This is a genomic window from Alloalcanivorax gelatiniphagus, assembly GCF_005938655.1.
GTDB lineage: Bacteria > Pseudomonadota > Gammaproteobacteria > Pseudomonadales > Alcanivoracaceae > Alloalcanivorax > Alloalcanivorax gelatiniphagus.
Genome location: NZ_VCQT01000001.1, coordinates 74,428 through 99,066, shown reverse-complemented (window position 1 = coordinate 99,066; position 24,639 = coordinate 74,428). Strand labels below are relative to the sequence as shown.

Sequence of the window (24,639 nt, the reverse complement as noted above, 5' to 3'; positions counted from 1 at the left end):
AGGCAGCCCCCGCCGAGAGCCTGTTCGCGCTCTTTAAGGCCGGCTTTTCCTCTCTTGCTGGCGGAAGGTTGAACAGGGCGCGGGCCTCCGCCATTCGGACCCGCGCCGGAAATCAATAGGACGCGGCGCGCCGGTTCACCAGATAGTCGCCGGTGAGGATCGGCGGGTAGCGACAGGCGTTGTCGTCGCTGACACACTGCTCCAGCACACGGATCTCCGCGTCGTTGTCCGGATCGTTGAAAAACGCCACTGAATAGCGGGCGCGGCCGCCGGCGTGCTCGGGCAGGCGCACCCGGTGCAAGGTCGAGCGGTACACATCGTTGGTCCAGCGGGCCATGATGTCGCCGGTGTTGATCACCACCCCGCCGGGCACCGGGTCCACCGGCACCCACTTACCGTCGGCGTCACGCACTTCCAGACCGCCGACATCGTCCTGGAACAGCAGCGTCACGCTGCCGTAGTCGGTGTGGCCGCCGGCCCGGGCCTGGCCGCGTTGCGCCTGAAACTCCGGCGGCAACGGCGGGTAATGCAGCAGCCGCAGAATCTGGCTGTGGGTGCGGTGGCGCTCCCGGAAGTAACCGGGCTCGGTGCCCAGCCCCAGCTCGAACGCCTCCAGCACTTTCATGGACAGGTCCGAGACCGCCGCGAAAAAATCCTCCGCCGTGGCCCGGAATCCGTCCTGGCCGGACGGCCAACGGTTCACCTGGCCGTAGCGGCCGGGCTCCCGAATCTGAAAACTTTCCTTCAAATCCGGCGCCCGTTTCACATCCAGCCGCTCCTTGCCCACCGCCACATAGCCGGTGTTGGCATCGGTGTCTTGGTAGGCGAAGGCGGCCTCCGCCTTGACCGCTTCCGGCAGCGCGAAAAAATCCCGCTGCGCGCGAAACAGCGCCTGCAACTGCGGCTCCGGCAGGCCGTGACCCACCAGGCACATAAAGCCCACCTCCCGGGCGGCGCGGTCGATGGCCTCGACCACCGCCTCCCGCTGACGCCCCTCGCCATTCACGAAGGGCGCGAAATCAATCACCGGAACCTGGCTGGCACTCATGGCAGTACCGGCTCCTCGGGCAGGAATTCCAAGGTGTAGGCTTTCTTGTAGTCCAGGTCCTTGGGCACCATGCCCGCCTGGGCCATGAAGTCGAAGGTGGCCTTCCAACGCGCATCGGTCATCACGCCGAGGCCTTTGGTCTTGGCATCGCCGCCGGCGACCAGACCGTATTCCTTCATTTTCTCGATGCCGAACGCGATCTGCTCGTCGGTCATCTCCGGGTTGTCTTTCTTGATCAGGGCATTGCCCGGCGCCGGATTTTCAAAGTAGCTCTTCCAGCCTTCCATGGACGCCTGAACGAACTTACGCAACACCTCCGGTTTTTCCTTCACCCACTTGCGGGTGGTTTCCAGGGTCTGCGCATAGGGGGGGTAACCGTATTCCGCGAACAGGAAAATCGACGGCGTCACGCCGCCCTTCTCCATGGCGAAGGGCTCGGAAGTCACATAGCCCTGCTGCACCACGGACTTGTCGGCCAGGAACGGCTGCACACTGAAGGTGTAGGGCCGGATCATGTCGTCGGTGAAGCCGTAATTGGCTTCCAGCCACGGCCAGAAGGTCTGCTTGGCGCCGGAGAACACATACACCGGCTTGCCCTTGATCTCTTCCAGGGATTTCACCTGCGGATGCGCCAGCAGCGCCTGGGGATCGCTCTGGAACGGTGCGGCGATGGTCACCACCGGCAGGTCCTGCACCAGGGACTTAATGTTGCGGATCGGGTAGCCCATGGTGATGTTCTGCTTGCCGGCCAGCAGCAACTGCACGTTGTTGACCTGCGGCCCGCCCATCTCGATGGACACGTCCAGGCCATACTTCTCATAGATGCCGGTGGCCTTGGCCTGATAGAAACCGCCATGCTCCGCCTGGGCGAACCAGTTGGTGCCGAACACCACCTTCTCCGGCTCCGCGGCGCCCGCCGCCGACCACAAGCCAGCCCCCAGGGCCAACCCGGCCAGCCCCCGACGAACCCCCGTCCACACCTTCTTAAACCGCTGTTCCCCTGCCTTTGTCATGGTTCGCTCCGCACAAGTGTATACAGTTTGGTATCCAGACTCAGATGGGAAAAACGAGGCAAGGGCTGTGCCAGCTTTGCAAAACCGCCGAAAACCTTGCGGCATGCGGCCTGGCCGGTTTCGCCCCGGCCCCGCCGGGGTTACCGACGCACCGAGGTGGCGCGCCGGAACCGTCTTTGTGCACAACATCCCGTGCACAAAGCCCCCTGGGGTCACGGCAGCACCGGCTCCTCGGGCAGGAATTCCAGGGTATAGGCCTCTTTATAGTCCACGTCGTCGGACACCAGACCGGCCTTCACCATGAAATCGAAGGTCTTCTCCCAACGGGCATCGCTCATATAACCCAGACCCTTCTCAGCGGCATCACCGCCGGCGATGATCCCGTACTCCTTGAGCTTGGCCAGACCATAGGCCAGCTGCTCATCGGTCATCTCCGGATTGTCCTTCTGGATCAACGCATTCCCCGGCGCCGGATCTTCCAGATAGCTCTTCCAACCCTCCATGGTCGCCTGCACGAATCGACGCACCATCTCCGGCTTCTCCTCCACCAACGCCCGGCGGGTCTCCAGCGTCGCCCCATAGGGCGGGTAACCGTAATCCGCGAACAGGAAGAAATTCGGCTTCACACCACCCTTCTCGGCGGCGAACGGCTCGGAACTCACATAGGCCTGCTGCACCAGCTCCTTATCCGCCAGGAACGGCCCCAGACTGAACGTATACGGCTTCGCCTGGCTGTCCTTGAACCCATACTCCGCCTGCAACCACGGCCAATAAGTAGAACGGGCCGACGTGGAAATCAGCACCGTGCGATCCCCCACCGACTGCAGATCCTTCACCTGCGGATGGGCGATCAAACCCTGCGGATCCTTCTGAAAAGACGCCGCCACACTCACCACCGGCAACCCCTCACCCACCGCATTGATGTTCCGCAACGGATAACCCATGGTGAAATCGTACTGACCCGCCAACAGCAACTGCAGACCATTCACCTGCGGCCCGCCCATCTTGATCGTCACATCCAACCCATGCTTCTCATAAATCCCGGTGGCCTGAGCCTGATAAAACCCACCATGCTCCGCCTGGGCATACCAACTGGTCCCCAACGTCACCTTATCCAGCGCCCAAGCGCCCCCACTCCCGGCCAAACCCACAACCGCCAGAACCGCCGCCCCCAGGCGCCGGGAAAAACCACTCTTCGATATCACGCGCATCGGTGCTCTCCATCAAATTGCTTGCCATCAGATTGCTTGCGTTCGCTAGGTACTCTCCTTTCGTATACAAGCAACCTTCGTGCCCACCCACCGACACCACCTCATCCCCAAAACAGTGCAACCACCCCAGAAGCCACGACGAGGGTGGCGCCCTTCCCGGACCGTCGTTGGCCAGGGATGGCCAACGCGAGCCCCCAGGGAAGGGTTCACGGCGTGTCCGGGAAGGGCGGTGGCGGCCTCGCGGCGGCCTGGATGGAGAACCAATGCGCGGGCAACCAACGCCCTCGTATCAGAAGCGCTTATCGCGGCTGAAGCCGCTCCTACAAAACCGGCCACCTCGCGTTGGGGTACGCGCGGAGCCGCGAGGCCGGGGCCGCCCTCCCCGGACCGTCGTTGGCCAGGGATGGCCAACGCGAGCCTACAGGGACGTATTCACGGCGTGTCCGGGGAGGGCGGTGCCGGTCTCGTGGCGGCCTGGATGGAGAACCAATGCGCGGACGACCAACGCTCTCGTATCAGAAGCGCTTATCGCGGCTGAAGCCGCTCCTACAAAAAACCTCCCCCGCGCGCCGGGGTGCCCACGGAGCCGCGAGGCCGGTACCGCCCTTCCCGGACCGTCGTTGGCCAGGGATGGCCAACGCGAGCCTACAGGGACGTATTCACGGCGTGTCCGGGGAGGGCGGTGCTGGTCTCGTGGCGGCCTGGATGGAGAACCAATGCGCGGGCAACCAACGCCCTCGTATCAGAAGGGCTTATCGCGGCTGAAGCCGCTCCTACAAAAACCGGCCACCTCGCGTTGGGGTACGCGCGGAGCCGCGAGGCCGGGGCCGCCCTCCCCGGACCGTCGTTGGCCAGGGATGGCCAACGCGAGCCTACAGGGATGTATTCACGGCGTGTCCGAGGAGGGTGGTGCCGGTCTCGTGGCGGTCTGGATGGAGGATCAAACGCGCGGGCCGGCCAAGCGCAATCGCACCAGAAACGCTTATCGCGGCTGAAGCCGCTCCTACAAAACCGGGCACCTCGCGTTGGGGTAGGCGCGGAGCCGCGAGGCCGGTGCCACCCTCCCCGGGCCGTCGTTGGCCATGGATGGCCAACGCGAGCCTACAGGGACGTATTCACGGCGTGTCCGGGGAGGGTGGTGCTGGTCTCGCGGCGGCCTGGATGGAGAACCAATGCGCGGACGACCAACGCTCTCGTATCAGAAGCGCTTATCGCGGCTGAAGCCGCTCCTACAAAAAACCTCCCCCGCGCGTCGGGGTGCCCACGGAGCCGCGAGGCCGGTGCCGCCCTCCCCGGACCGTCGTTGGCCAGGGATGGCCAACGCGAGCCTACAGGGATGTATTCACGGCGTGTCCGGGGAGGGTGGTGCTGGTCTCGGGGCGGCCGGGATGGAGAACCAATGCGCGGGCAACCAACGCTCTCGCACCAGAAGGGCTTATCGCGGCTGAAGCCGCTCCTACAAAAAACGGCCACCGCGCGTTGGGGTGCCCACGGAGCCGCGAGACCGGATGGAGAGCACCACCTCACTCCCCATAGGCCGCCAACTCCACGGACGCTGGCTCCGGCACAACCTGCCCCGTCAACCGCGCCACCCGAGCCCCCAACGCCCGAGCAATCGCCCGCTCGTTATCATCCACCCCCCGAGTCCCATCAAAACCCGTCACCGCCGACGCCCCATACGGCGACCCACCCTTAACCGTATGCACCAACTCCGGAACACTATGCGGCACCCCCACCACCACCATCCCATGCTGCAAAAACGGCATCAAAAGATTGAGCAAACAAATCTCATGCCCCGAATGCATCCCCCCGGTGGACGTAAACGCCGCCCCCACCTTCCCGATCAACGCCCCCCGCCGCCACAACGGCGCCACCTCATCCATGAACGCCCGCAACGGCGTACTCATCAACCCATAACGGGTGGGCGAACCCCAAACGATCCCCCCCGCCCACTCCATATCCGCCTCCCTGGCCCGAGGCAACGCCCGGTACTCCGCCAAAGTAGCCTGAAAATCCGCCCGCTCCGGATCGACGCTGTACTCCGGCTCCTCGATGTCCACCCGGCACAAACGCACCTCCGCCCCCTCCTCCTCGGCGCCGCGAACCACCGCGCGGGCCAGCTCCAAAGTGGTGCCATAGCGGGAATCACAAATCACACAAACACGTTTCGGTTCGGACATGAGGTTCTCCTGTCATTCAGCGATGCCCCGAACTGGAGCCTGAACCTGTATACAGGCAAGCCCCATGCCACGCTTCCGGGCCGACAACCGCCGCCCCGCCCACCATTGCCACGCCAACGGCGGGCGCACCGCCAAGGCGCATTGAAGCGCGGTTTCGCACCACAGCGGCCCGCCGCAACCGGGACTTGCCCGCCGACGGGAGACAGACTAAAAAGGTGTATACATTCCCCGCGAAGAGGTCGACATGGGCGAGCCCCTGCTGATCCGAGCCAGCCTGCTTAACCCGGTGGGCGCCGACCATTGGGTGTTTTACCGTGACGGCGGCCTGCTGGTGCACGAAGGCCGCATCCTGTGCATGGGCCCCATGAGCGAATTTCGCCAGCAGAAAGTCTCGGCGATGCTGGAACTGGACAGTCTGCTGGTGCCGGGCTTCGTCGACGTGCACATCCACTGGGTGCAGCACCATGTGCGCGGCCGCTTCCAGAGCGACCTGATGGAATGGCTGCGCAACCATATCTGGCCGGAGGAAATAGAGTTCGACAACGAACTGTTCGCCCGCCGCCACGCCCAGACCTTCTTCCACGACACCACCCGCGCCGGCACCACCCTGGGCATGGCCTACTCCAGCCCCCATGTGCGGGCCCTGGAGATCGCCGCCAGTGAAGCCATCGGCGACTGGGTGCTCGGCAACTCGATCATGGAAAAGGCGGCGCCGGAACCACTGTGCCGGGCCAGCCCGGACAACGCCGACCAGGTGGCGCCCCTGCTCAAAAAACTGGGCCACGAGCACTACGCGGTGACGCCGCGCTTCGCCCTCAATTGCAGCGCCGAACTGATGCGCGAGCTGGGCGACCTGGCGCGCCGGGAGAACGCCCTGATCCAGACCCACCTGTCGGAATCGCTGAACGAGGTACGCGAGATCCGCGAAGCGTTTCCGGAAGCCCAGGACTACACCGACGTGTACGACCGGGCCGGCCTGCTCGGGCCGCGCTCGGTGCTCGGCCACTGCATTCATCTCAGCCCCCGGGAGCATGAGACCCTGGCCCGGCGCGGCGCCTGGATCGCCCATTGCCCGTCCAGCAATGAGGCGCTGGACAGCGGCCGCATGGATCTGCAGGCGGTGCGCCGGCACGGCATCCGCTATGCGCTGGCCTCGGACGTGGGTGCCGGCCCCAGCCACAGCATGTTGCATGTGATGCAGCGATTTCTTGCCCAGCACCGCGACGCCGGTGTCGACGTCAACGCCCGCGAAGCGCTCTACCACGCCACCCTGGCCGGCGCCGAATGCCTGGGCCGCGACGACCGGGCGGGCAGTTTCGCGCCGGGCAAACGGGCGGACTTCGTGGAGCTGCCGCTGCCGGACCGCCGGGGCGGACCCGATCACTGGTTTGAGTCATTGCTGGCCGGGGAGGCCCGCGACCTGGAAGAGCGGCCGCTGCGCACCTGGATCGGCGGCAGCCCGGTGGACCTGGGGCAGGAAGAAGACGGCGACGACTGGCCGCCGCTGGGCTAATTCACCCCGACACGGGCCGCCAGTCGCAGGGCGGCGATGCGATTGACCTGGGCCACCGCCGTGGCCCGTTCCGTTTCCGGATCGTTGCTCACCCGCGCCTCGAAGGCCGCCAGGATGTCGCGGCGATGCAGGCCGCGCACCGCCAGAATGAACGGGAACCGGAAGCGCGCCTTGTATTTCTCATTGAGGGCCTGGAAGCGCTCGAACTCCTCCGGCGTGCACTGATCCAGACCGGCGCCGGCCTGTTCGGCGCTGGAGTCGGCGGTGAGCGCCTCGCCCACCGCCAGCTTGCCGGCCAGGTCCGGGTGCGCGCGCAGCACTTTCAATTGCGCTTCCTCGTCGGCGGCATCGAACACCGCCGCCAGCCGCGCCGCCAGGGCCGCCGGCCTGTCGTCCTCCTCGCCCAACCCCTGGCGGTGGGTCTGCCGGGCAATCCAGGGGGAGTGTTCATAAACGTCGCCATAGCAGGCCACGAAGGCGTCTTCGTCCAGGGTGCTGGGGCGCGGCGACAATAACCGGGTATCAGCCATGGTGCTCCATCCAGTGGCGCGCGATGTCGATGCGGCGCGTCACCCAGACATCCTGGTGGGCGCGCACATGCTTGAGGAATTTTTCCAGGGCGGCGGCGCGGCCCGGGCGCCCGGCCAACCGGCAGTGCAGCCCCACGGACATCATACGCGGCGTCTCGGCGCCTTCCTGGTAGAGATAATCAAAGCTGTCACGCAGGTAGCGGAAGAACTGTTCACCATGGTTGAAGCCGGCCGGCGATGAGAAGCGCATATCGTTGGCGTCCAGCGTGTAGGGCACCACCAGATGACGCTGCTCCCCCACCGGGGTCCAGAACGGCAGGTCGTCGTTGTAATCGTCCGCGTCGTAGAGAAAGCCGCCGTGCTCCACCACCAGCCGCCGGGTGTTGGGGCTGGTGCGACCGGTGTACCAGCCCAGCGGCGCGGTGCCGGCGGCCCGGGTCAGGGCCTCCACGGCCCGGCCAATATGCTCCGCCTCCACTGCCTCCGGCACGTACTGATAGTCGATCCAGCGATAGCCGTGGCTGCAGATTTCATGGCCCTCACCGACCATGGCGCGGATCACCTCCGGGTGGCGCTCGGCGGCCATGCCCACGGCGAAAATGGTCAGCGGCAGGCGATAACGCCGAAACAACCGCAACAACCGCCAGACGCCGGCGCGGCTGCCGTATTCATAAAGCGACTCCATGCTCATATGACGCACGCCGGGCCGCGCGTCCGTGCCCACCATCTCCGACAGAAACGACTCCGACGCGGCATCGCCATGCAGCACGCAGTTCTCGCCGCCCTCTTCGTAGTTGAGCACGAACTGCACCGCCAGCCGGGCGCCGCCGGGCCACCGCGGGTCCGGCGGGTTCGGCCCGTAGCCGATCAAATCCCGGGGATAGTCCTTACCGGGTTGCTCCACGGCCATGGCGTTGTCTCCTTGCTACTGGGTAATCGGTGAGCCTGCATTGCACATGTATACATTTATGTGATTTTATTGTCGACATCGAAATATACAAAATTCGAGGAAAGGCCAATGGGACGTCTTACCACGCATGTTCTCGACACCGCCTCGGGCCAGCCCGCCGCCGGTCTTGCGCTGCAGCTGTGGCGGCTGAATGACGGCGAATCGCCGGCACTGATTTGCCAATGCAATACTGATGCCGACGGCCGCAGCCCGGCGCCGCTGCTGGAGGGCGAGGCCCTGCGCCCGGGCCGCTATCAACTGGTGTTCGAGGCCGGCGAGCACTTCCGCCGCCAGGGCATCACCCTGCCGGAGCCGGCCTTCCTGGACGAAGTGGTGGTGCGTTTCGGCGTCGCCGACGCGGACCGCCACTACCATGTGCCGCTGCTGCTCTCCCCCTACGGCTACAGCACCTACCGGGGAAGCTGATGGAAGCGCATCTGTATGAATGGGCGAATCTGCTGATTCGCTGGCTGCACATCACCGTGGGCATCGCCTGGATCGGCGCCTCCTTCTACTTCAACTGGCTGGAAAACCACCTGGAACGGGACGGCGACAAGCCGGACGGCGTGGAGGGCACCCTGTGGGCGATCCACGGCGGTGGCTTCTACCACCTGCGGAAATTCCAGGTGGCGCCGGCGCGGCTGCCGGAACGGCTGCACTGGTTCAAGTGGGAGGCCTACTACACCTGGATCAGCGGCATTCTTTTGCTGGCGGTGGTCTATTACCTGAACGCGCGCACCAACCTGATCGACCCGTCGGTGGCGGACCTATCGCCGCTCACCGCCAGCCTGATCGGCCTGGCCACCCTGGCGCTGAGCTGGCTGGTCTACGACGGCCTGTGCCGTTCGCCCCTGGGGCGCCGGCCGGTGGCGCTGGCGGCGGTGCTGTTCGGCCTGCTGGTGCTGCTGGCCTGGGGGCTGAGCCAGCTGTTCAGCGGCCGTGGTGCCTATATCCACGTGGGCGCGGCCATCGGCACCTGCATGGTGGCCAATGTGTTCTTCGTGATCATTCCCGGCCAGCGCGCCATGGTGGAAGCCATGAAAGCCGGCCGCGAACCGGACGGTGCCAGAGGCCGGGCCGGCGCGCTGCGCTCCCGGCACAACAACTACCTGACCCTGCCGGTGCTGTTCATCATGATCAGCAACCACTTCCCGAGCACCTACGGCAGCGGCTGGAACTGGCTGATTCTCACCGCCCTGGCCCTGGCCGGCATCGTGATCCGCCACTACTTCAACCGCCGCCATCTGCCGGGCCGGCACTGGGGACTGCTGGCCCTGGGCCTGGCCGGTCTGGTGGCGATCATCCTGGCCACCGCACCCTGGCCCAAACAGCGCGACAACACCGCCGACACGCCGCCGGTGCCCATGGAAGCGGTCACCGCCGTGGTCGGCCAGCGCTGCGCCGCCTGCCACGCCGCCACCCCGTCCTTCGCCGGCTTCACCGCGCCGCCCAAGGGCATCCTCCTGGACAGCGAGGCGGCGGTCCGCCAGCACCGGGACCAGATCGGCCAGGTGGCGGTGCGCACCCACATCATGCCGCCGGGCAACCTGACCGGCATGACCGACGACGAGCGCGCCCTGCTGGAACGCTGGCTGAACCAGCCCGCCGACCGGCCCTGAGCCCCGGCGGCGGTGTCGGTTGCCCCGTCGCCATACGGTGTATACATTTCGGGCTCGACCAGGGAGATTGAATCTATGGCAACGGACTCCGATTCCGGCAACACCAACGCCGCCCGGGCCCTCGCGCCGGACAGCCACCGCAAGGCCAGCGACCAGAGCATCTATGAGGCGATCTACGAGGCGGTGCTGACGCAACGGCTGCCGCCGGGCTCGCGGTTACCGGAAGTGGCGCTCAGCGAGCTGTTCGGAGTAAGCCGGTCCATCATCCGCAAGGCACTGACACGGCTGGCCTCGGACCACGTTATCGAACAGCGCCCCAACCAGATGGCCATGGTGGCGCGTCCCGGCGTGGACGAAACCCGCCAGATCTTCGCCGCCCGCCGGCTGGTGGAGGGCGAGGTGATGCGGCTCACCGCCGGCACCCTGAACAAGACCCGCCTGCAGGAACTCAAGCGGCTGGTGAAGGAAGAAAAGAGCGCCCACCAGAGCGGCCGCGACCAGGACCGGGTGCACTGCTCCATGGAAGTGCACCGTTTTCTGGCCCGGCACTGCCCCAATCAGGTGCTCGGGCAAATGATGCGGGAGCTGGTGCTGCGCACCTCCATCGTCATCGCCCTGTACAAATCACCGGGCATGAGCGCCTGCTTCCTGGGCGACGACCATGCCCGGCTGGCGGAGCTGATCTCCCAGGGCAAGGGGGATCAGGCGGCGGCCCTGGCCCACCGCCATCTGTGCGCCCTGGAGGAATTGCTCGACCTGAACGAAGCGGACCCGGCCATCGACCTGGCGCGCATTCTGCGCCCGGAAGCCTGAAGGGCGGATTCCGGCACGGCTCCTGCTTGGATGCACCGCATACCGCCGACTGTATACAAAATCCAAGAGGAGAGCCGCCGCATGCCCCGTACCCTGCTGCTGAAGAACGCCACCGTGGTGGCCACCATGGACGATGAACAGCGCGAGATCGCCGACGGCGCCGTGCTGATCACCGACAACCGCATCACCGCCGTGGGCCCCACCGCCGAGCTGCCCGCTGACGCCGACCAGGTCATCGACCTGAGCGGCCATGTGCTGATGCCCGGGTTGGTGAACACCCACCATCACATGTTCCAGTCGCTGACCCGGGCCCTGCCGGCGGCCCAGAACGCGGAGCTGTTCGACTGGCTCAGCGCCCTGTTCCCGGTGTGGGGCAACATCACCCCGGAGATGATGACGGTGTCCGCCCAGACCTCCATGGCGGAATTGATGCTGTCCGGCTGCACCACGGCGGCGGACCACGCCTATTTCTACGTCAACGGCTCACGCCTGGAAGACAACCTGGAAGCGGCCCACCGGCTGGGCATGCGCTACCACGGCGTGCGCGGCGCCATCACCCTGGGCCAGAGCCAGGGCGGCCTGCCGCCGGATCACGTGGTGGAGCAGGACGAGGACGCGGTGCTCAAGGAAATGCAGCGCGTGGTGGAAGCCCACCACGACCGCGCCGACGACGCCATGATCCGCGTTGCCCTGGGGCCGTCCTCGCCATTCACGGTAAGCCCGGATCTGATGCGCCAGAGCGCCGTGCTGGCCCGGGATCTGGGCGTGCTGATGCACACCCACACCGCCGAGAACAACAAGGACCTGGCGTTCAGCCAGGAACGCTACGGCATGACCCCGGCCCAGTTCGCCGAGGAAACCGGCTGGGTCGGCGAGGACGTCTGGCACGCCCACTGCGTGCACCTGGACGACCACGGCATCAAGCTGTTCGGCCGCACCGGCACCGGCGTGGCCCACTGCCCCTGCTCCAACATGCGCCTGGCCTCGGGCATCGCGCCGATCCGCAAGATGCTCGACCACGACGTCAAGGTGGGCCTGGGCGTGGACGGCACCGCCTCCAACGACGGCAACGACCTGCTCGGCGAGGCTCGCCAGGCGATGCTGGTGGCACGGGTACGCCACCAGGACCCCACCGCCATGAGCGCCCGGGAAGCCCTGTGGCTGGCCACCCGGGGCGGCGCCCGGGTGCTCGGCCGCGACGACAATATCGGCCGGCTGGCGCCGGGCTACTGCGCCGACCTGATCGCCTTTGACCTGAGCGATATCGCCTACGCCGGCGGCCAGATCGACCCGCTCGCCTCGTTGCTGTTCTCGGCGCCGCGCCGGGTCGCCTACAGCATCATCAATGGCCGCACCGTGGTGGACCAGGGCCGGCTCACCCCCATCGAGCTGCCCACGCTGGTGGAACAGCACAACCGCCTGGCCCGACAACTGGTCGGCGGCTGACATGGCCACCCGGCTGCGCGTTCATTCGCCGGCGGTGTTGTACTTCGACGCGGTGCGGCGCGCCGGCTCGATCCGGGAGGCGGCGCGCCGCCTGCACGTGGCGTCGTCGGCGGTGAACCGGCAGATCCTCAAGCTGGAGGACGAAATCGGCGTGCCCCTGTTCGAGCGCCTGCCCGGCGGCCTCAAGCTCACCGCCGCCGGAGAGGTGTTCGCCCGCCACGCCATCGTGGTGCTGCAGGACGCGGAGCGCGCCCGCTCCGAGCTGGACGCCCTCAAGGGCCTGCGCACCGGCCACGTGGAAGTGGCCACCGTGGAGGGCGTCACCTCCGATCTGCTGCCCACGGTGATCGGCCGCCTGCGCCAGGATTACCCCAACATCACCATCGGCATCGCCACCCTGGGCTCCCAGGCGATTCCGGAGACGGTCACCAGCGGCGCCGCCGACCTCGGCCTGGCCTTCGCTCTGCCGCGCACCGCCGAGCTGCGCCAGCTCTACCTGGCGCGCTTCCGGCTCGGCGCCGTGGTGGCACCGGACCATCCCCTGGCCCGGCGCGCCGAAGTCAGCCTCGCCACCTGCATGGCCTACCCCCTGGTGCTGGCCAAGCAGGACCTTTCCGTGCACCACCTGATGCGCCCGGCCATGGACCGGGCCGGCGCCGAAAACCGGGGCGTGGTGCGCTCCGGCTCGGTGGAACTGAGCAAGGAGCTGGCCCGCCGTGGCATCGGCATCGCCTTCCAGACCCGCATCGGCCTGGAGGCGGATCTGGACCAGGCCAGCCTGGTGCACCTGCCGCTCAACGATGCCGGCCCGGTGTACAGCGACCTGGGTATCTATACCCGCGCCGGCCGTGCCCTGCCGGTGGCGGTGGACGCCTTCGCCCGCCTGCTGGGCGACGAAATGGCCCGCCGCGAGGTCGCCGAGGCCGCCCTGCTGCCCACTCCTACCTGACTCAAGCGGCCAGATGCCGATGCCGATTCGGCATCACCGTGGTCGATATTCGATGCTTTGGCGCACAGCGGGCGCGGCGCACACTGAACTCCGGATCAACCACCGCCAGCCTTGCCCGGAGGGCAAATCACCATGAACGCCAATTTCGAAGCGATGCGAGTTTCCCAGGGTGCCCTGCCCATTATCGACGTATCCGGCCTGCGCTCCCCGGACCCGGAGGAACGCCGGGCGGTGGGCCTGGCGCTGCGCGCCGCCTGCACCGACAAGGGTTTTTTCTATATTCGCAATCATGGCGTGGACCCGGCCCTGCAGGCACGGGTGTTCGACGCCGCCCAGCGCTTCTTTCACCAACCCCAGGAACAGAAGAAGCGCGTGGACATGGCGCTGTCGCCGGCCAACCGGGGCTATGAGCCGCTGCGCGGTCAGACCCTGGAAACCGGCGCTCCGCCGGACCTCAAGGAAAGCTACTACGTGGGCGAGGAACGGGGCCCGGACGACCCCAAGGTGAAAGCCGGCAAGTTTAACCATGGCCCCAACCAGTGGCCCGACGGCGTGGAAGATTTCCGCCCGGCCATCGAAGCCTACTACCGCGAGATGACCGCGCTCAGCCAGTTGATCATGGCCGGCCTGGCGCTGTCGCTGGAACTGGACGAACACTACTTCGACGACTTCTGCCAGCAGCCCCAGGCCATCGTGCGGCTGCTGCACTACCCGCCCCAGCCCGCCAACCCGGCGCCCAATGAAAAGGGCTGCGGCGCGCATACCGATTTCGGCGGCATCACCCTGTTGCTGCAGGACGAGAATCCCGGGCTGCAGGTGTGGAACCAGGCCCGTGGCGCCTGGATGCACGCCGACCCGGTGCCCGGCGCCTACGTGGTCAACCTGGGCGACATGATCGCCCGCTGGACCAACGACCGGTACCGCTCGACCCTGCACCGGGTGGTGAACATTTCCGGCAAGGAACGCTACTCGATCCCGTTCTTCTACTCCGGCAACCCGGACCACGAAGTGCGCTGCCTGCCCGGCTGCCTGGCCGACGGCGAGCAACCCAAGTACCCGCCGGTGACGGTGGAACAACACATCATGGAAATGTACCGGCGCACCTATGCACCCGCCTGAGCAAGCCATCCGCGACCTGATTCTGATCCACGGTGCCTGGGCCGGCGCCTGGGTCTGGGACGACCTGCTGGCGCCGCTGCGCCAGGCCGGCTTCCGCCCCCACCCGGTGGAGTTGCCGGGCAACGGCCACGGCCCCCACGGCGACCTGGACGCGGGCCTGGAGGATTACGAGCAGACGGTGCTGGCGCTGCTCCACACCCTGCCCGGCCCGGTGGGCCTGGTGGCCCACTCCGGCGGCGGCGTCACCGCCACCCGGGTGGCGGAGCGGGTGCCGGAGCGCATCGCCGGGGTGGCCTTCGTGGCCGGCATGATGCTGCCCTCCGGGGTCGGCTTCGCGGAGCTCACCGCCGCCGTCAAGGCGGACGAACCGTCCGCCGCCGGCATCGTGCCGCACCTGCTCTGGAACCCGGCGGGCAGCGCCAGCCGGGTGCCGCCGGAAGCGGCCCGGCGCATCTTCTTCCAGGACCTGCCCGAGCCACGGGCACGGCGGGCCGCCGCGCGGCTTACCCCGCAGCCGGAGAAGGCCCGCGCGGCGGTGCCGGTATGGAGCGCCGAACGGTTCGGCCGGGTGCCGCGCCTGTACGTGGAGGCCCTGCGCGACCGCTCGGTGGTGCCCGCCGCCCAGCGCCGCATGCAGGCGCTGGTGCCCGGTGCCCGGGTGGTGTCGCTGGATACCGGCCACGCGCCCCAGGTGTCGGCACCGGCGGCGCTGGCGGAGCTGCTGGGCGCTTTCTTCCGGGAACCGGCCTCCGCCTGAACGGGCACGGCCATTGCATACATTTCCGTATACAGATTCAGCCCACGATTTCTGAACAACATCACTATCGAGGAGTGACGCCATGAAGGTTCGTGCCCTGCGATCCATTCTGTTTGCCTTGGGGGTAAGCGCGCTGGCGGCCGGTGCCCAGGCCGCCGAAAAAATCCGCTGGCTCAACGACTGGCTGCCCGCCGGCGACAAAGCGGTGATCTATCTGGGCGTGCAGGAAGGTCTGTTCGAAGACGCCGGCATCGAAGTGGAAATCATGACCGGCCGGGGCTCCAGCGACGTGGTCTCCAAGCTCGGTACCGGCGCCGGCGACATGGGCTCCGGCGGCCTGTCCGCGCTGATGCAGGCCAAGGCCGGCGCACGGGTTCCGGTAACGGCGGTGATGTCGATCTACACCAAACAGCCGGACGCGGTGTTCGTGGCCGAAGGCTCCGGCATCGAGAACCTCAAGGACCTGACCGGCAAGACCCTGGCCACCGCCACCTTCTCGGCCTCCAACGTGACCTGGCCGCTGGTGCTGGAAGCCAATGGCATGGCCCCGGACGCGGTCAAGGTGCTGAAGGTGGACCCGGGCGCCATGGGCCCCATGTTCGCCACCGGCCGGGTGGACGGCACCATCAACTGGATCACCAAGCTGCCCGCCTTTGAAGCCCTGGCCTCGGAGGCCGGCAAGAAGGTCAAGGTGCTGCCCTGGTCCGAGTACGGCTTCAACGGCTACGGCCTGTCGATCTTCGCCTCCGACCGCCTGATCAAGGACAACCCGGCGCTGGTGAAGAAGTTCCTGGCGGTCTACAAACAGGCCCTGCAAATGGCCATCGAAGACCCGGCCCGGGCCGGCGCCGCCCTCAAGGCGATGGTGCCGGACATCGACGCGGACATCGCCGCCGAGGAGTTCGAAGTGTCCGCCGGCCTGATCGACACCGAGATCGCCGACAAGGACGGCCTGGGAGCCTTCGAGCCGGCCCTGCTCAAGGAAACCTGGACCTGGGTGGCCAAGGCCCAGGACCTGCCGGAGGACGCCCTGGACCCGGAAGACGTGGTCACCCGCGACTTCCTGCCGGAGTGAACCGATGACCACCCGCATGGAGCCCGGCGGCGAACGCCCGGCGATCCGCTTCGACCGGGTCGGCCAGGTGTTCACCTCCTCCGACGGCAGCCGCGTCACCGCCCTGGAAGACGTGAGCTTCACCCTTCGCCGCCACGAGTTCGTGGCGGTGATCGGCCCGTCCGGCTGCGGCAAGTCCACCCTGCTGCGGATCATCGCCGGGCTGGTCCGGCCCACCGACGGCCAGGCGGAAATCTACGGCCTGCCGGTGACCGGGCCCCGGGAGGAAGTGGGCATCGTGTTCCAGCAGCCCACCCTGCTGCCCTGGCTCAAGGTCCGCGACAACATCACCTTTCCCATGAAGCACAAACACGGACGGGTGACCGCCGCCGAGAAGGAACGCGCGGACCAACTGCTGGAAATGGTCGGCCTGGGCGACTTCGCCCACAAACGCCCGGACGAACTGTCCGGCGGCATGCAGCAGCGGGTGGGCATCGCCCGGGCGCTGCTGCACGACCCGGACATTCTGCTGATGGACGAGCCGTTCTCGGCCCTGGACGCCCTGACCCGGGACGAGATGAGTTTCGAACTGCTGCGCATCTGGACCGAACGCCCCAAGACGGTACTGTTCATCACCCACTCGATTCCCGAAGCGCTGCTGCTGGCGGACCGTATTCTGGTCATGTCCGCACGCCCCGGCCGGGTGCGCGAAATCATCGACGTGGGCCTGGCCCGGCCCCGGTCGATGCAAACCCTGTCGGAGCCCCGCTTCCATGACATCGCCAACCACATCCGCGCCCAGGTCTTCCGCCCCGGCGCCCTGGCCTGAACGGCACCGGCGGTTGTACGGCGCCCTGGACCGGGGCGCGCCGCTGCTGGCCGCCCTGGCACTGCTGCTGATCTGGGAACTGGCCTGCCGGCTGCTGGCGGTGCCTTCCTATTTGCTGCCCACCCCCAGCGCCATCGCCCTCAGCGCGGTACAGGTGCCGCTGGACAGCTGGCTCACTCACACCTGGGCCACCCTGCGGGTGAGCCTGCAGGGCTATGCCCTGGCGGTACTGATCGGCATTCCCCTGGCGGTGGCCCTGGCCAACAGCCGGCTGTTGTCGCGCACCCTGTATCCGCAACTGGTGATCATCCAGTCCACCCCCATCGTGGCGGTGGCGCCGATCATCGTGGTGGTGCTGGGCGCCGGCGACGCGCCCCGGGTGGTGATCACCTTTCTGATCACCTTCTTCCCCATCGTGGTGTCCACCGTCACTGGCCTGCAGGCGACGCCGCCGGCGATGCTGGAGCTGTCCCGCTCGCTGGGCGCCAGCCGCCTGCGCGCGGTGCGCGACATCCAGCTGCCGTTCGCGGTGCCCTATATTTTCTCGGCACTGCGGATCTCGGTGACGCTGGCGATCATCGGCGCGGTGGTGGCGGAATTCGTGGCGGCGGAAAACGGCCTGGGTTTCTTCATCGCCTTTTCCACCTCCTTCTTCAAGGTGCCCCAGGCGTTCGCCGCCCTGGTGGTGCTGGTCAGCCTGAGCCTGGCCCTGTTTCAACTGGTGTCACTGACGCAACGGCTGGTGTTCCCCTGGAGCCTGCCCAAAACGGAGAAATAATATGCCCGCGAGCGCACCCGGCCCGCTGGACCATGAACACTATCTGCAGCTGACCTTCCGCATCGCCAGCCAGGCCATGGAGGACGGCGGCCACCCGTTCGGCGCCCTGCTGGCCGGCCCGGACGGCGAGGTGCTGATGGAACAGAAAAACGCCTTTCTGCCCGACCACGACATGACCGGCCACGCCGAACGGGTGCTGATGACCCGCGCCGGCACCACCTGGTCGCCGGAGTTTCTCGCCGGCTGCACCCTGTACAGCTCGGCGGAGCCCTGCGCCATGTGCGCCGGGGCCGCCTACTGGGCCGGCGTCGGCCGGGTGGTCTATGGTCTGTCCGAGAAACGCCTCAAGGCGCTCACCGGCGACCATCCGGAAAACCCCACCCTGGACCTGCCCTGCCGGCGGGTGTTCGAGGCCGGCCAGCGGCCGGTGGAGGTGATCGGCCCGCTGCTGGAGGACCAGGCGGCGGCGCTGCACCAGCGCTTCTGGGCCAACGCCTAGGGGCATTCGGGTCCGACCGGCCGGGACGGGGCCCGTCCCGCCCCTGGCGACGATAACGCTTTGGCATTAACATATAACCACTTTCTTTACCCTTCTCGCGTCCTTTCCTTTCCGCTGGAAAATCCTTGCGCTGAAAAAGGACGCTTCGTGGTTGATCCGCCGGAGTAGCCGATGACCCTCTGGACGCGCCTGCTGCCGTTCCTGAGCTGGCCCCGTCCCACCCGCCGCGCCCTGCGCCAGGACCTGTTCGCCGGCGTTACCGTGGGGCTGGTACTGATTCCCCAGGCGCTGGCCTACGCCACCCTGGCCGGCATGCCGCCGGTGACCGGGCTGTATGCCGCCCTGCTGCCCAGCGTGGTGGGGATTCTGTGGGGCTCGTCACCGCTGCTGGCGGTGGGGCCGGTGGCGCTGACCAGCCTGCTCACCTTCGCCGCTCTGAGCCCCATGGCCACGCCGGAAAGCGGCGAATGGGTGACCCTGGCGATCTGGTTGGCGATCTACGCCGGCCTGATTCAGTTCCTGCTCGGCGCCCTGCGGCTGGGAGTGATCGCCAACTTCGTCTCCAACGCGGTGATCACCGGCTTTCTCAATGCGGCGGCGCTGATCATCCTGGTGTCCCAGGTGCCGGCACTGCTGGGCCTGGACGGCGGCGGCGCCGGCGCCGCGCTGGATTCGCTGAAGCACCATCTGAGCGCACCGGACATCACCTGGCTGTGGACCCTGGCGTTCGGCCCCGGCGCCATGCTGCTGCTGTTTCTGCAACGGCGGCGCTGGCCGCGCCTGCCCGGGGTGCTGGTGGTGTGCGTGCTGGGCATCGCGGTCAGCGCCTCGCTGGGCTACGCCAGCCTGGGTGGCGCCGTGGCCGGCCAGGTCCCCGCCGGGCTGCCGCTGCTGCATTGGCCGGATGCCCTGAGCCTGGAACAACACCGGGCGCTGCTGCCGGCGGCGCTGATCATCGCCCTGATCAGCTTTACCGAGGCCATGTCCAGCGCCCGTTCCCTGCCTTCCCCGGACGGCCGCCTGTGGGATCAGAACCAGGAACTGGTGGGCCAGGGCCTGGCCAAGCTGGCCAGCGGCCTGAGCGGCGCCTTCCCGGTGAGCGGCTCGTTCTCGCGCACCGCCCTGAACCGCTACGTGGGCGCCACCAGCGGCTGGTCGGCGCTGTTCGCCGCCCTGTGCACCCTGCTGTGTCTGCTGTTCCTGACCGGCTACCTGCAGCACCTGCCCCGCGCCATTCTGGCCGCCATCATCATGGTGCCGGTGTTCAACCTGATCACCCCTTCCGCCTTCGTGCGGCTGTGGCGGGCCTCGGTGGACGACGGCGTGGTCGGCATCGCCACCTTCGTGGTGACCCTGGTGTCGGTGCCCTATCTGCATTGGGGCGTGTTCACCGGCTTCGTGCTGGCGATGCTGTTCTTCCTGTACCGGCGCGCCCACCCGCGCCTGATCGAACTGGGGGTGCACGCCGCCGGCACCCTGCGCGACCGGCGCCTGCACGACCTGCCGCCAATCGCCCCGGGGGTGCTGGCGCTGCGGCTGGACGCCTCGCTTACCTATCTCACCGCGCCGCTGCTGGACCGCTTTATCCGCGAACGCCTGCGCGACGAGCCGGACCTGCGGGTGGTGCTGATCTGCGCCTCGGCCATGAACGCCATGGACGCCACCGGCGCCGACACCCTGGAACGGTTGCAAATCGACCTGCATGGGCGGGGCGTGCGGCTGGCGTTCTCCGGCGTCAAGAAACAGGTGCGCGACGTGATGGCCCACACCGGACTGCTGGAACGGTTCGGCGAGGCCAATTTGTTCGTCAACAACCGTGACGCCATCGAAGCTCTGGGCAAACCGATACACACGGCCACCTGACAAGGCCGCCGGTTTTGGAGAGAATCGGGACTCCGAGAAGCAGGATACGATCCGGCCAATGAAGCGTTTTTTCCTTTCCGTCCTGGGTCTGCTGGTGATCGCCGCCCTGGCCTCCCAGCTCTGGTACCTGGGGCTGGTGCTGCAGTTGCGCGGCCAGAACCCGAAGGACACCGCCTTCATGGAGCGTGCCCGCGCCCATGGCCAGGTGAGCTATCAGTGGCGCGACTACGATCTGATCGCCGACGATCTGAAGCGCGCGGTGCTGATCTCCGAGGACGCCCGTTTCGTGGAGCACTCCGGCTTCGATTGGCGCGGCATCCGCCATGCCATGGCGCGCAACGAGGAAGCCGGCCGCCCGGTGGCCGGCGGTTCCACCATCACCCAGCAACTGGCCAAGAACCTGTTCCTGAGTTCGGAAAAAACCTATACCCGCAAGATTCAGGAAGCGCTGATCGCGGTGATGCTGGAGCTGTCCCTGTCCAAGCAGCGCATCCTGGAGCTGTATCTGAACACCGCCCAATGGGGCAACCGGGTGTTCGGCGCCCAGGCCGCCGCCCGCCACTACTTCGGCGTTGACGCCGACCAGCTATCGCCGGCCCAGGCCGCGCAGATGGCGGTGCTGCTGCCCCGGCCCAGCTACTACGATGTGCGCGGCACCACCGACTATGTGCAGCAACGCACGCTCTGGATTCAGGAGCAGCTGCCGCTGGTGCGTATCCCCTCGCCTTGAACTTGTCGGGCCGGCGGGACTCTGTGTTCCGTGGCCCTATGGAATTCTGGAGACCCGCTGTATGAGACCGTTCTGGTTGCTCGTTCCTTTTGTCTTTCTGCTCGCCGCCTGCGATGACCCGGCACCGCCGGCCGCCGGCCCCGGGGAATCCGCCGAGCTGCCCGCCGAAACCCCGGCCGCCCAGGTCCGTGACGGTCTGGCGGGCATCTGGCGGCCGACCGGCGACAGCGACCTGAACGCCCTGGTACTGGAAGACGACGGCCAGCTGTATCTGGTCAATGGCGGCCCGCGCCGTGGCCTGCGCTGGGAAAAAACCGACCAGGGCGACCTGGCGCTGCACTACCTGGATAACGGCGGCCTGATCGTCGACCAGACCCTGACCGCCACCCTGGACAACCCGTCACTGACCCTGGAAGGGGACTCGCCGTTCGCCGGCGACTACCGCCGCGACGCCACCAATATCGGCACCGTGGAGGGGCGCATCACCCTGCCGGAGGACGCGGCCATTCCGGAAAGCGGCGTGCTGGTGCTGACCCTGCGCGACCTGTCCGGCGGCGACGGCGCGCCGCTCACCCAGCGGCTCACCCGGCTGGCCCTGGAGGGTGATCTGGCCCAGCCGTTCCGGCTCTATTTCGACCAGACCCGGGTGGCCGCCGACCGCCGCTACGGCCTGGACGCCCGGGTGCTGGCCGACGGCGCCACCCTGTTCGCCATGCCGGCGCCGCTGCGCGTGCTGGACGGCGACCAGGAGCCGGTGACCCTGCCGCTGAGTTCGGCCAGCGCCAACGCCGACCTGGCCAACACCTATTGGAAGCTGCTCCAGGTGGAAGGCCGGGCGGTGCCGGCGCCGCAGGGCCAGAACCGCCAGGCCCATCTGGTGTTCCATGCCCAGCAGGGCGAAGTGAAGGGCAACACCGGCTGCAACAGCCTGAGCGGACGCTATCAAAGCGAGGACCGGCGGCTTACTCTTGAGAACCTGGCCAGCACGGAAATGGCCTGCACCGGCGACAACGTGGCCGACGACTTCATGGCGGTGCTGAGCCGCGTGGCAAGCTTCCAGGTGGAAGGCCAGCGCCTCAATCTCTATGACGGCGAGGGCACCTTGCTGGCGGTGCTGCGAGCGGAATACCTGTATTAGGCGAAGGGAGGAACTGACCCCCGATGCGCGTCCACTATCTGTCCCATGTGCCGTTCGAGAAGCTGGGCACCATTGCCGGCTGGCTGGAACGCCAGGGCCATACCGTCAGCGGCTCGCGGCTGTACCACGGCGACCCGTTGCCCGCCCCGGACCAGTTCGACGCCCTGATCGTGATGGGCGGCCCCATGGGCGCCGACGATGAACAACGGTTCCCCTGGCTGGCCGATGAGAAACGGCTGATCGCCGCCTGCCTGGACCAGCAGCGCAAGGTGCTGGGGGTGTGCCTGGGCGCCCAGATCATCGCCCGGGTGCTGGGCGCGCCGGTGACCCGCAACCCGCAACGGGAAATCGGCTGGTTCCCGGTGCAAAGCACCGACGCCGGCCGCGCCGACCCGATCGGCGCGGTGTTCAACGACGGCGCGCCGGTGCTGCACTGGCACGGTGACACCTTCTCGATTCCGGACGGCGCCGTGCATCTGGCGCGCAGCTGGGGCTGCGAGAACCAGGCGTTCCGCTATGGCGACCGGGTGCTGGCCCTGCAATTCCATCTGGAGCTGGCGCCGGGCCATGTGCGCGCCCTGTGCCACGAATGCGCGGACGAACTGCGCGATGGCGGCCCCTGGGTGCAAAGTGAAGAGGAAATGCTGGCGCACCTGCCCCTGTTCGACGACGCCCGCCGGCGCTTGAACCGGCTGTTGGATGCGTTTCTGTCGGTTGCCTAGGGGGCTGGCCCGGTATTGATCGCGGTCGAACGAGCGCTGCTGGCTCAGGCCGTGGGGGCGCTCGTTCGACCGCGCAACGGCGCTAGCTCAGGGAGCCCAGCGCCGCCTTGGTGAAGGGTTCGATTTCGTCGGTCTGGCCTTCCCGCATTTTCACCAGCCAGTTCGGGTCCTGCAGCAGGGCCCGGCCCACCGCGATCAGGTCGAACTCGTCCGCCGCCATGCGCTTCACCAGTTCCTCGATGCCTTTCGGATTGGCGGTGCCGCCGATGCCCTGGTTATTGGCGCCGATAAAGTCGTCATCCAGGCCCACGCTGCCCACGGAAATGGCCGGTTTGCCGGTGAGCTTTTTGGTCCAGCCCGCCAGATTCAGATCCGAGCCCTCGAATTCCGGTACCCAGAAGCGACGGGTGGAGGCATGGAAGATGTCCACGCCGGCGTCCACGAACAGCGCCAGAAAACGCTCCAGCTCCTCCGGGGTGTGCGCCAGACGCGCTTCGTAATCCTGCTGTTTCCACTGCGAGTAGCGCAGCACGATGGCGAAGTCCTCGCCCACCGCCTCACGCACCGCGCGCACCACTTCCACGCCGAACCGGGCGCGCTTTTCCAGGGAGCCGCCGTACTGGTCGTCCCGCTGGTTGGTGCCTTCCCAGAAGAACTGGTCCAGCAGGTAACCGTGGGCGCCGTGGAGCTCCACCCCGTCGAAGCCCAGCGCCTTGGCGTCCCGGGCGCCGTCGGCGAAGGCCCGGATCACGTCGTCGATGTCCTGCTGGTCCATGGCCTTGCCGTTGGGCTTGCCGGTCTTGAACAGGCCGGAGGGCGAATAGGCGGGGGCGTCCTTGTCGGCGCCGACGCCGGGCCGGCGGGTGCTGCCCACGTGCCAGAGCTGCGGAATGATGGCGCCGCCGGCGCCGTGCACCGCTTCCACCACGCGCTTCCAGCCGGCCAGGGCGGCCTCGCCGTGGAAGGCGGGCACCGCGTCATGGCCGGGCGCGCCGGGATGGTTGACGGTGGTGCCCTCGGTGATCAGCAGCCCCACCTGGCCTTCCGCGCGGCGGCGATAATAGCCGGCCACGTTCTCGCCGGGCACCTGGCCGGGCGAGAAGCTGCGGGTCATGGGGGCCATGGCCACGCGGTTGCGCAGCTTCAGGGACTTGCATTCAAAAGGACGAAACAGGGGCGCGAGATCAGCGCTCATGGGTACTCTCCCGGTCAATCAAACGGTGATGACTGAAAAAAAACAGTGACGTAATCTACCGTGATTCGTCCGAAAGCGACACCGCCGTAGGGAGCTCGTCCAGATCCAGGCGGCGCGCCTTCCAGTAATGGCGCCGCCAATAGACGTTGTTCAGGGAAGAGGTCATCACGCCCCGGCTGGTGGAGGCGTGCAGGAAGCGGTCACCGCCCATGTAGATGCCCACATGGCGCTGCCGGAAGCCGGTCTTGAAGAACACCAGGTCGCCGGCTTGCAGCTCATCCCGGCCCACCCGCTGCCCCTCGCGGGCCAGTTCATCGGTGGTGCGAGGCACGTTGACGCCCAGCTGTGACTGGAAGGTGATTTGCACGAAGGCGGAACAGTCCACGCCCCGGCGGTCGTTGCCGCCCAGCCGGTAGGGCACGCCGCGCCACTGCTCCGCCTGGGCGCGCAGCAACGGCAGCACCGGCGAGGCGTCGCCGGCGGGCACATCGTCGCGCAGCAGCGGGGGCGGCTCGCCACCGGCGCCGCGTTCTTCCACCCGGGGCCCGTGGTCCATGGAACGGGTGGCGCAGCCGCCCAGCAGGGCCGCCAGCACCAACACCATCAGAATGGCTCGCCAGGAGCGGGGATACGACACACCGGACACGGCGTCTCCCTGGTTTCCGGAATAGAATTTCACCGACT

General features: G+C 67.3%; 24 protein-coding genes. 16 read left to right on the top strand and 8 right to left on the bottom strand.

The features are described 5' to 3' along the window. Positions 1-112: 112 nt before the first annotated feature. The 4 genes from FGS76_RS00455 to wrbA form a co-directional block, all read right to left on the bottom strand. Entirely contained in the window at positions 113-1,048 is a 936-nt protein-coding gene (locus tag FGS76_RS00455; RefSeq protein ID WP_138770664.1) for an isopenicillin N synthase family dioxygenase, read from the bottom strand. Beyond that, positions 1,045-2,061 (bottom strand): ABC transporter substrate-binding protein, encoded by a 1,017-nt coding sequence (locus tag FGS76_RS00450; protein WP_138770663.1) that lies wholly within the window; start codon positions 2,059-2,061, stop codon positions 1,045-1,047. The genes FGS76_RS00455 and FGS76_RS00450 overlap by 4 nt, the downstream gene beginning before the upstream one ends. Positions 2,062-2,273: 212 nt before the next feature. Further along, positions 2,274-3,272: an ABC transporter substrate-binding protein gene (locus FGS76_RS00445; protein ID WP_138770662.1), complete on the bottom strand. Its 999-nt coding sequence runs from the start codon at positions 3,270-3,272 to the stop codon at positions 2,274-2,276. Between the two features lie 1,523 nt (positions 3,273-4,795). Further along, the gene (wrbA, locus tag FGS76_RS00440; protein ID WP_138770661.1) at positions 4,796-5,452 is read right to left on the bottom strand and encodes an NAD(P)H:quinone oxidoreductase; all 657 of its coding nucleotides are present in this window, start codon (positions 5,450-5,452) and stop codon (positions 4,796-4,798) included. A 244-nt stretch (positions 5,453-5,696) separates the two neighbouring features. On the opposite strand from wrbA, the gene FGS76_RS00435 reads away from it, so the two are divergent. Then, entirely contained in the window at positions 5,697-6,965 is a 1,269-nt protein-coding gene (locus FGS76_RS00435) for an amidohydrolase family protein (protein ID WP_138770660.1), read from the top strand. Here FGS76_RS00435 and uraD read toward each other — a convergent pair. After that, positions 6,962-7,495: a 2-oxo-4-hydroxy-4-carboxy-5-ureidoimidazoline decarboxylase gene (gene uraD, locus FGS76_RS00430; RefSeq protein ID WP_138770659.1), complete on the bottom strand. Its 534-nt coding sequence runs from the start codon at positions 7,493-7,495 to the stop codon at positions 6,962-6,964. The genes FGS76_RS00435 and uraD overlap by 4 nt on opposite strands. Then, a complete protein-coding gene (puuE, locus tag FGS76_RS00425) occupies positions 7,488-8,405 on the bottom strand; it encodes an allantoinase PuuE (protein ID WP_138770658.1) in 918 nt (305 codons plus the stop codon). The genes uraD and puuE overlap by 8 nt, the downstream gene beginning before the upstream one ends. A 108-nt stretch (positions 8,406-8,513) precedes the next feature. Here puuE and uraH point away from each other — a divergent pair, with 108 nt between their 5' ends. The 15 genes from uraH to FGS76_RS00350 all read left to right on the top strand — a co-directional run bounded on the left by uraH (position 8,514) and on the right by FGS76_RS00350 (position 22,760). Continuing rightward, positions 8,514-8,870, top strand: coding sequence for a hydroxyisourate hydrolase (gene uraH, locus FGS76_RS00420; RefSeq protein ID WP_138770657.1), 357 nt, complete (start codon positions 8,514-8,516; stop codon positions 8,868-8,870). Continuing rightward, the gene (locus tag FGS76_RS00415) at positions 8,870-10,063 is read left to right on the top strand and encodes a urate hydroxylase PuuD (protein WP_138770656.1); all 1,194 of its coding nucleotides are present in this window, start codon (positions 8,870-8,872) and stop codon (positions 10,061-10,063) included. The genes uraH and FGS76_RS00415 overlap by 1 nt, the downstream gene beginning before the upstream one ends. A gap of 75 nt (positions 10,064-10,138) precedes the next feature. Further along, on the top strand, positions 10,139-10,876 hold the full coding sequence (locus FGS76_RS00410; protein WP_138770655.1) for a GntR family transcriptional regulator: 738 nt from the start codon (positions 10,139-10,141) through the stop codon (positions 10,874-10,876). An 81-nt stretch (positions 10,877-10,957) separates the two neighbouring features. Next, the gene (locus FGS76_RS00405; protein ID WP_138770654.1) at positions 10,958-12,322 is read left to right on the top strand and encodes an 8-oxoguanine deaminase; all 1,365 of its coding nucleotides are present in this window, start codon (positions 10,958-10,960) and stop codon (positions 12,320-12,322) included. A gap of 1 nt (position 12,323) precedes the next feature. Further along, positions 12,324-13,271 (top strand): LysR family transcriptional regulator, encoded by a 948-nt coding sequence (locus tag FGS76_RS00400; protein ID WP_138770653.1) that lies wholly within the window; start codon positions 12,324-12,326, stop codon positions 13,269-13,271. 132 nt (positions 13,272-13,403) lie between these two features. Beyond that, entirely contained in the window at positions 13,404-14,390 is a 987-nt protein-coding gene (locus FGS76_RS00395) for an isopenicillin N synthase family dioxygenase (protein ID WP_138770652.1), read from the top strand. Beyond that, positions 14,377-15,147, top strand: a complete 771-nt coding sequence (locus FGS76_RS00390) for an alpha/beta fold hydrolase (RefSeq protein WP_205717133.1) — start codon at positions 14,377-14,379, stop codon at positions 15,145-15,147. Before FGS76_RS00395 ends, FGS76_RS00390 begins: the two co-directional genes overlap by 14 nt. Before the next feature lie 82 nt (positions 15,148-15,229). Next, the gene (locus tag FGS76_RS00385; protein WP_138770651.1) at positions 15,230-16,222 is read left to right on the top strand and encodes an ABC transporter substrate-binding protein; all 993 of its coding nucleotides are present in this window, start codon (positions 15,230-15,232) and stop codon (positions 16,220-16,222) included. A 4-nt stretch (positions 16,223-16,226) separates the two neighbouring features. Further along, positions 16,227-17,030, top strand: coding sequence for an ABC transporter ATP-binding protein (locus tag FGS76_RS00380; RefSeq protein WP_138770650.1), 804 nt, complete (start codon positions 16,227-16,229; stop codon positions 17,028-17,030). Further along, positions 16,975-17,808, top strand: a complete 834-nt coding sequence (locus tag FGS76_RS00375) for an ABC transporter permease (RefSeq protein ID WP_138770649.1) — start codon at positions 16,975-16,977, stop codon at positions 17,806-17,808. Before FGS76_RS00380 ends, FGS76_RS00375 begins: the two co-directional genes overlap by 56 nt. Position 17,809: 1 nt before the next feature. Next, positions 17,810-18,307, top strand: coding sequence for a nucleoside deaminase (locus FGS76_RS00370; protein ID WP_138770648.1), 498 nt, complete (start codon positions 17,810-17,812; stop codon positions 18,305-18,307). A 171-nt stretch (positions 18,308-18,478) separates the two neighbouring features. Beyond that, complete coding sequence (locus FGS76_RS00365) at positions 18,479-20,170, top strand: SulP family inorganic anion transporter (protein WP_138770647.1); 1,692 nt, start codon at positions 18,479-18,481, stop codon at positions 20,168-20,170. Positions 20,171-20,228: 58 nt separating this feature from the next. Beyond that, positions 20,229-20,900 carry a monofunctional biosynthetic peptidoglycan transglycosylase gene (gene mtgA, locus FGS76_RS00360; RefSeq protein WP_138770646.1) on the top strand — a complete coding sequence of 224 codons (672 nt, stop codon included), beginning with the start codon at positions 20,229-20,231 and terminating at the stop codon, positions 20,898-20,900. Between the two features lie 61 nt (positions 20,901-20,961). Continuing rightward, the gene (locus FGS76_RS00355; RefSeq protein WP_170214367.1) at positions 20,962-22,038 is read left to right on the top strand and encodes an META domain-containing protein; all 1,077 of its coding nucleotides are present in this window, start codon (positions 20,962-20,964) and stop codon (positions 22,036-22,038) included. 23 nt (positions 22,039-22,061) lie between these two features. Next, entirely contained in the window at positions 22,062-22,760 is a 699-nt protein-coding gene (locus tag FGS76_RS00350) for a type 1 glutamine amidotransferase (RefSeq protein WP_138770644.1), read from the top strand. 82 nt (positions 22,761-22,842) lie between these two features. Here the strand turns inward: FGS76_RS00350 and FGS76_RS00345 are convergent, their stop codons facing one another. Together FGS76_RS00345 and FGS76_RS00340 are read right to left on the bottom strand one after the other, a co-directional pair. Then, on the bottom strand, positions 22,843-23,955 hold the full coding sequence (locus tag FGS76_RS00345; RefSeq protein ID WP_138770643.1) for an NADH:flavin oxidoreductase: 1,113 nt from the start codon (positions 23,953-23,955) through the stop codon (positions 22,843-22,845). Positions 23,956-24,010: 55 nt separating this feature from the next. Beyond that, complete coding sequence (locus FGS76_RS00340) at positions 24,011-24,601, bottom strand: NlpC/P60 family protein (RefSeq protein WP_240692329.1); 591 nt, start codon at positions 24,599-24,601, stop codon at positions 24,011-24,013. Positions 24,602-24,639: the final 38 nt, after the last annotated feature.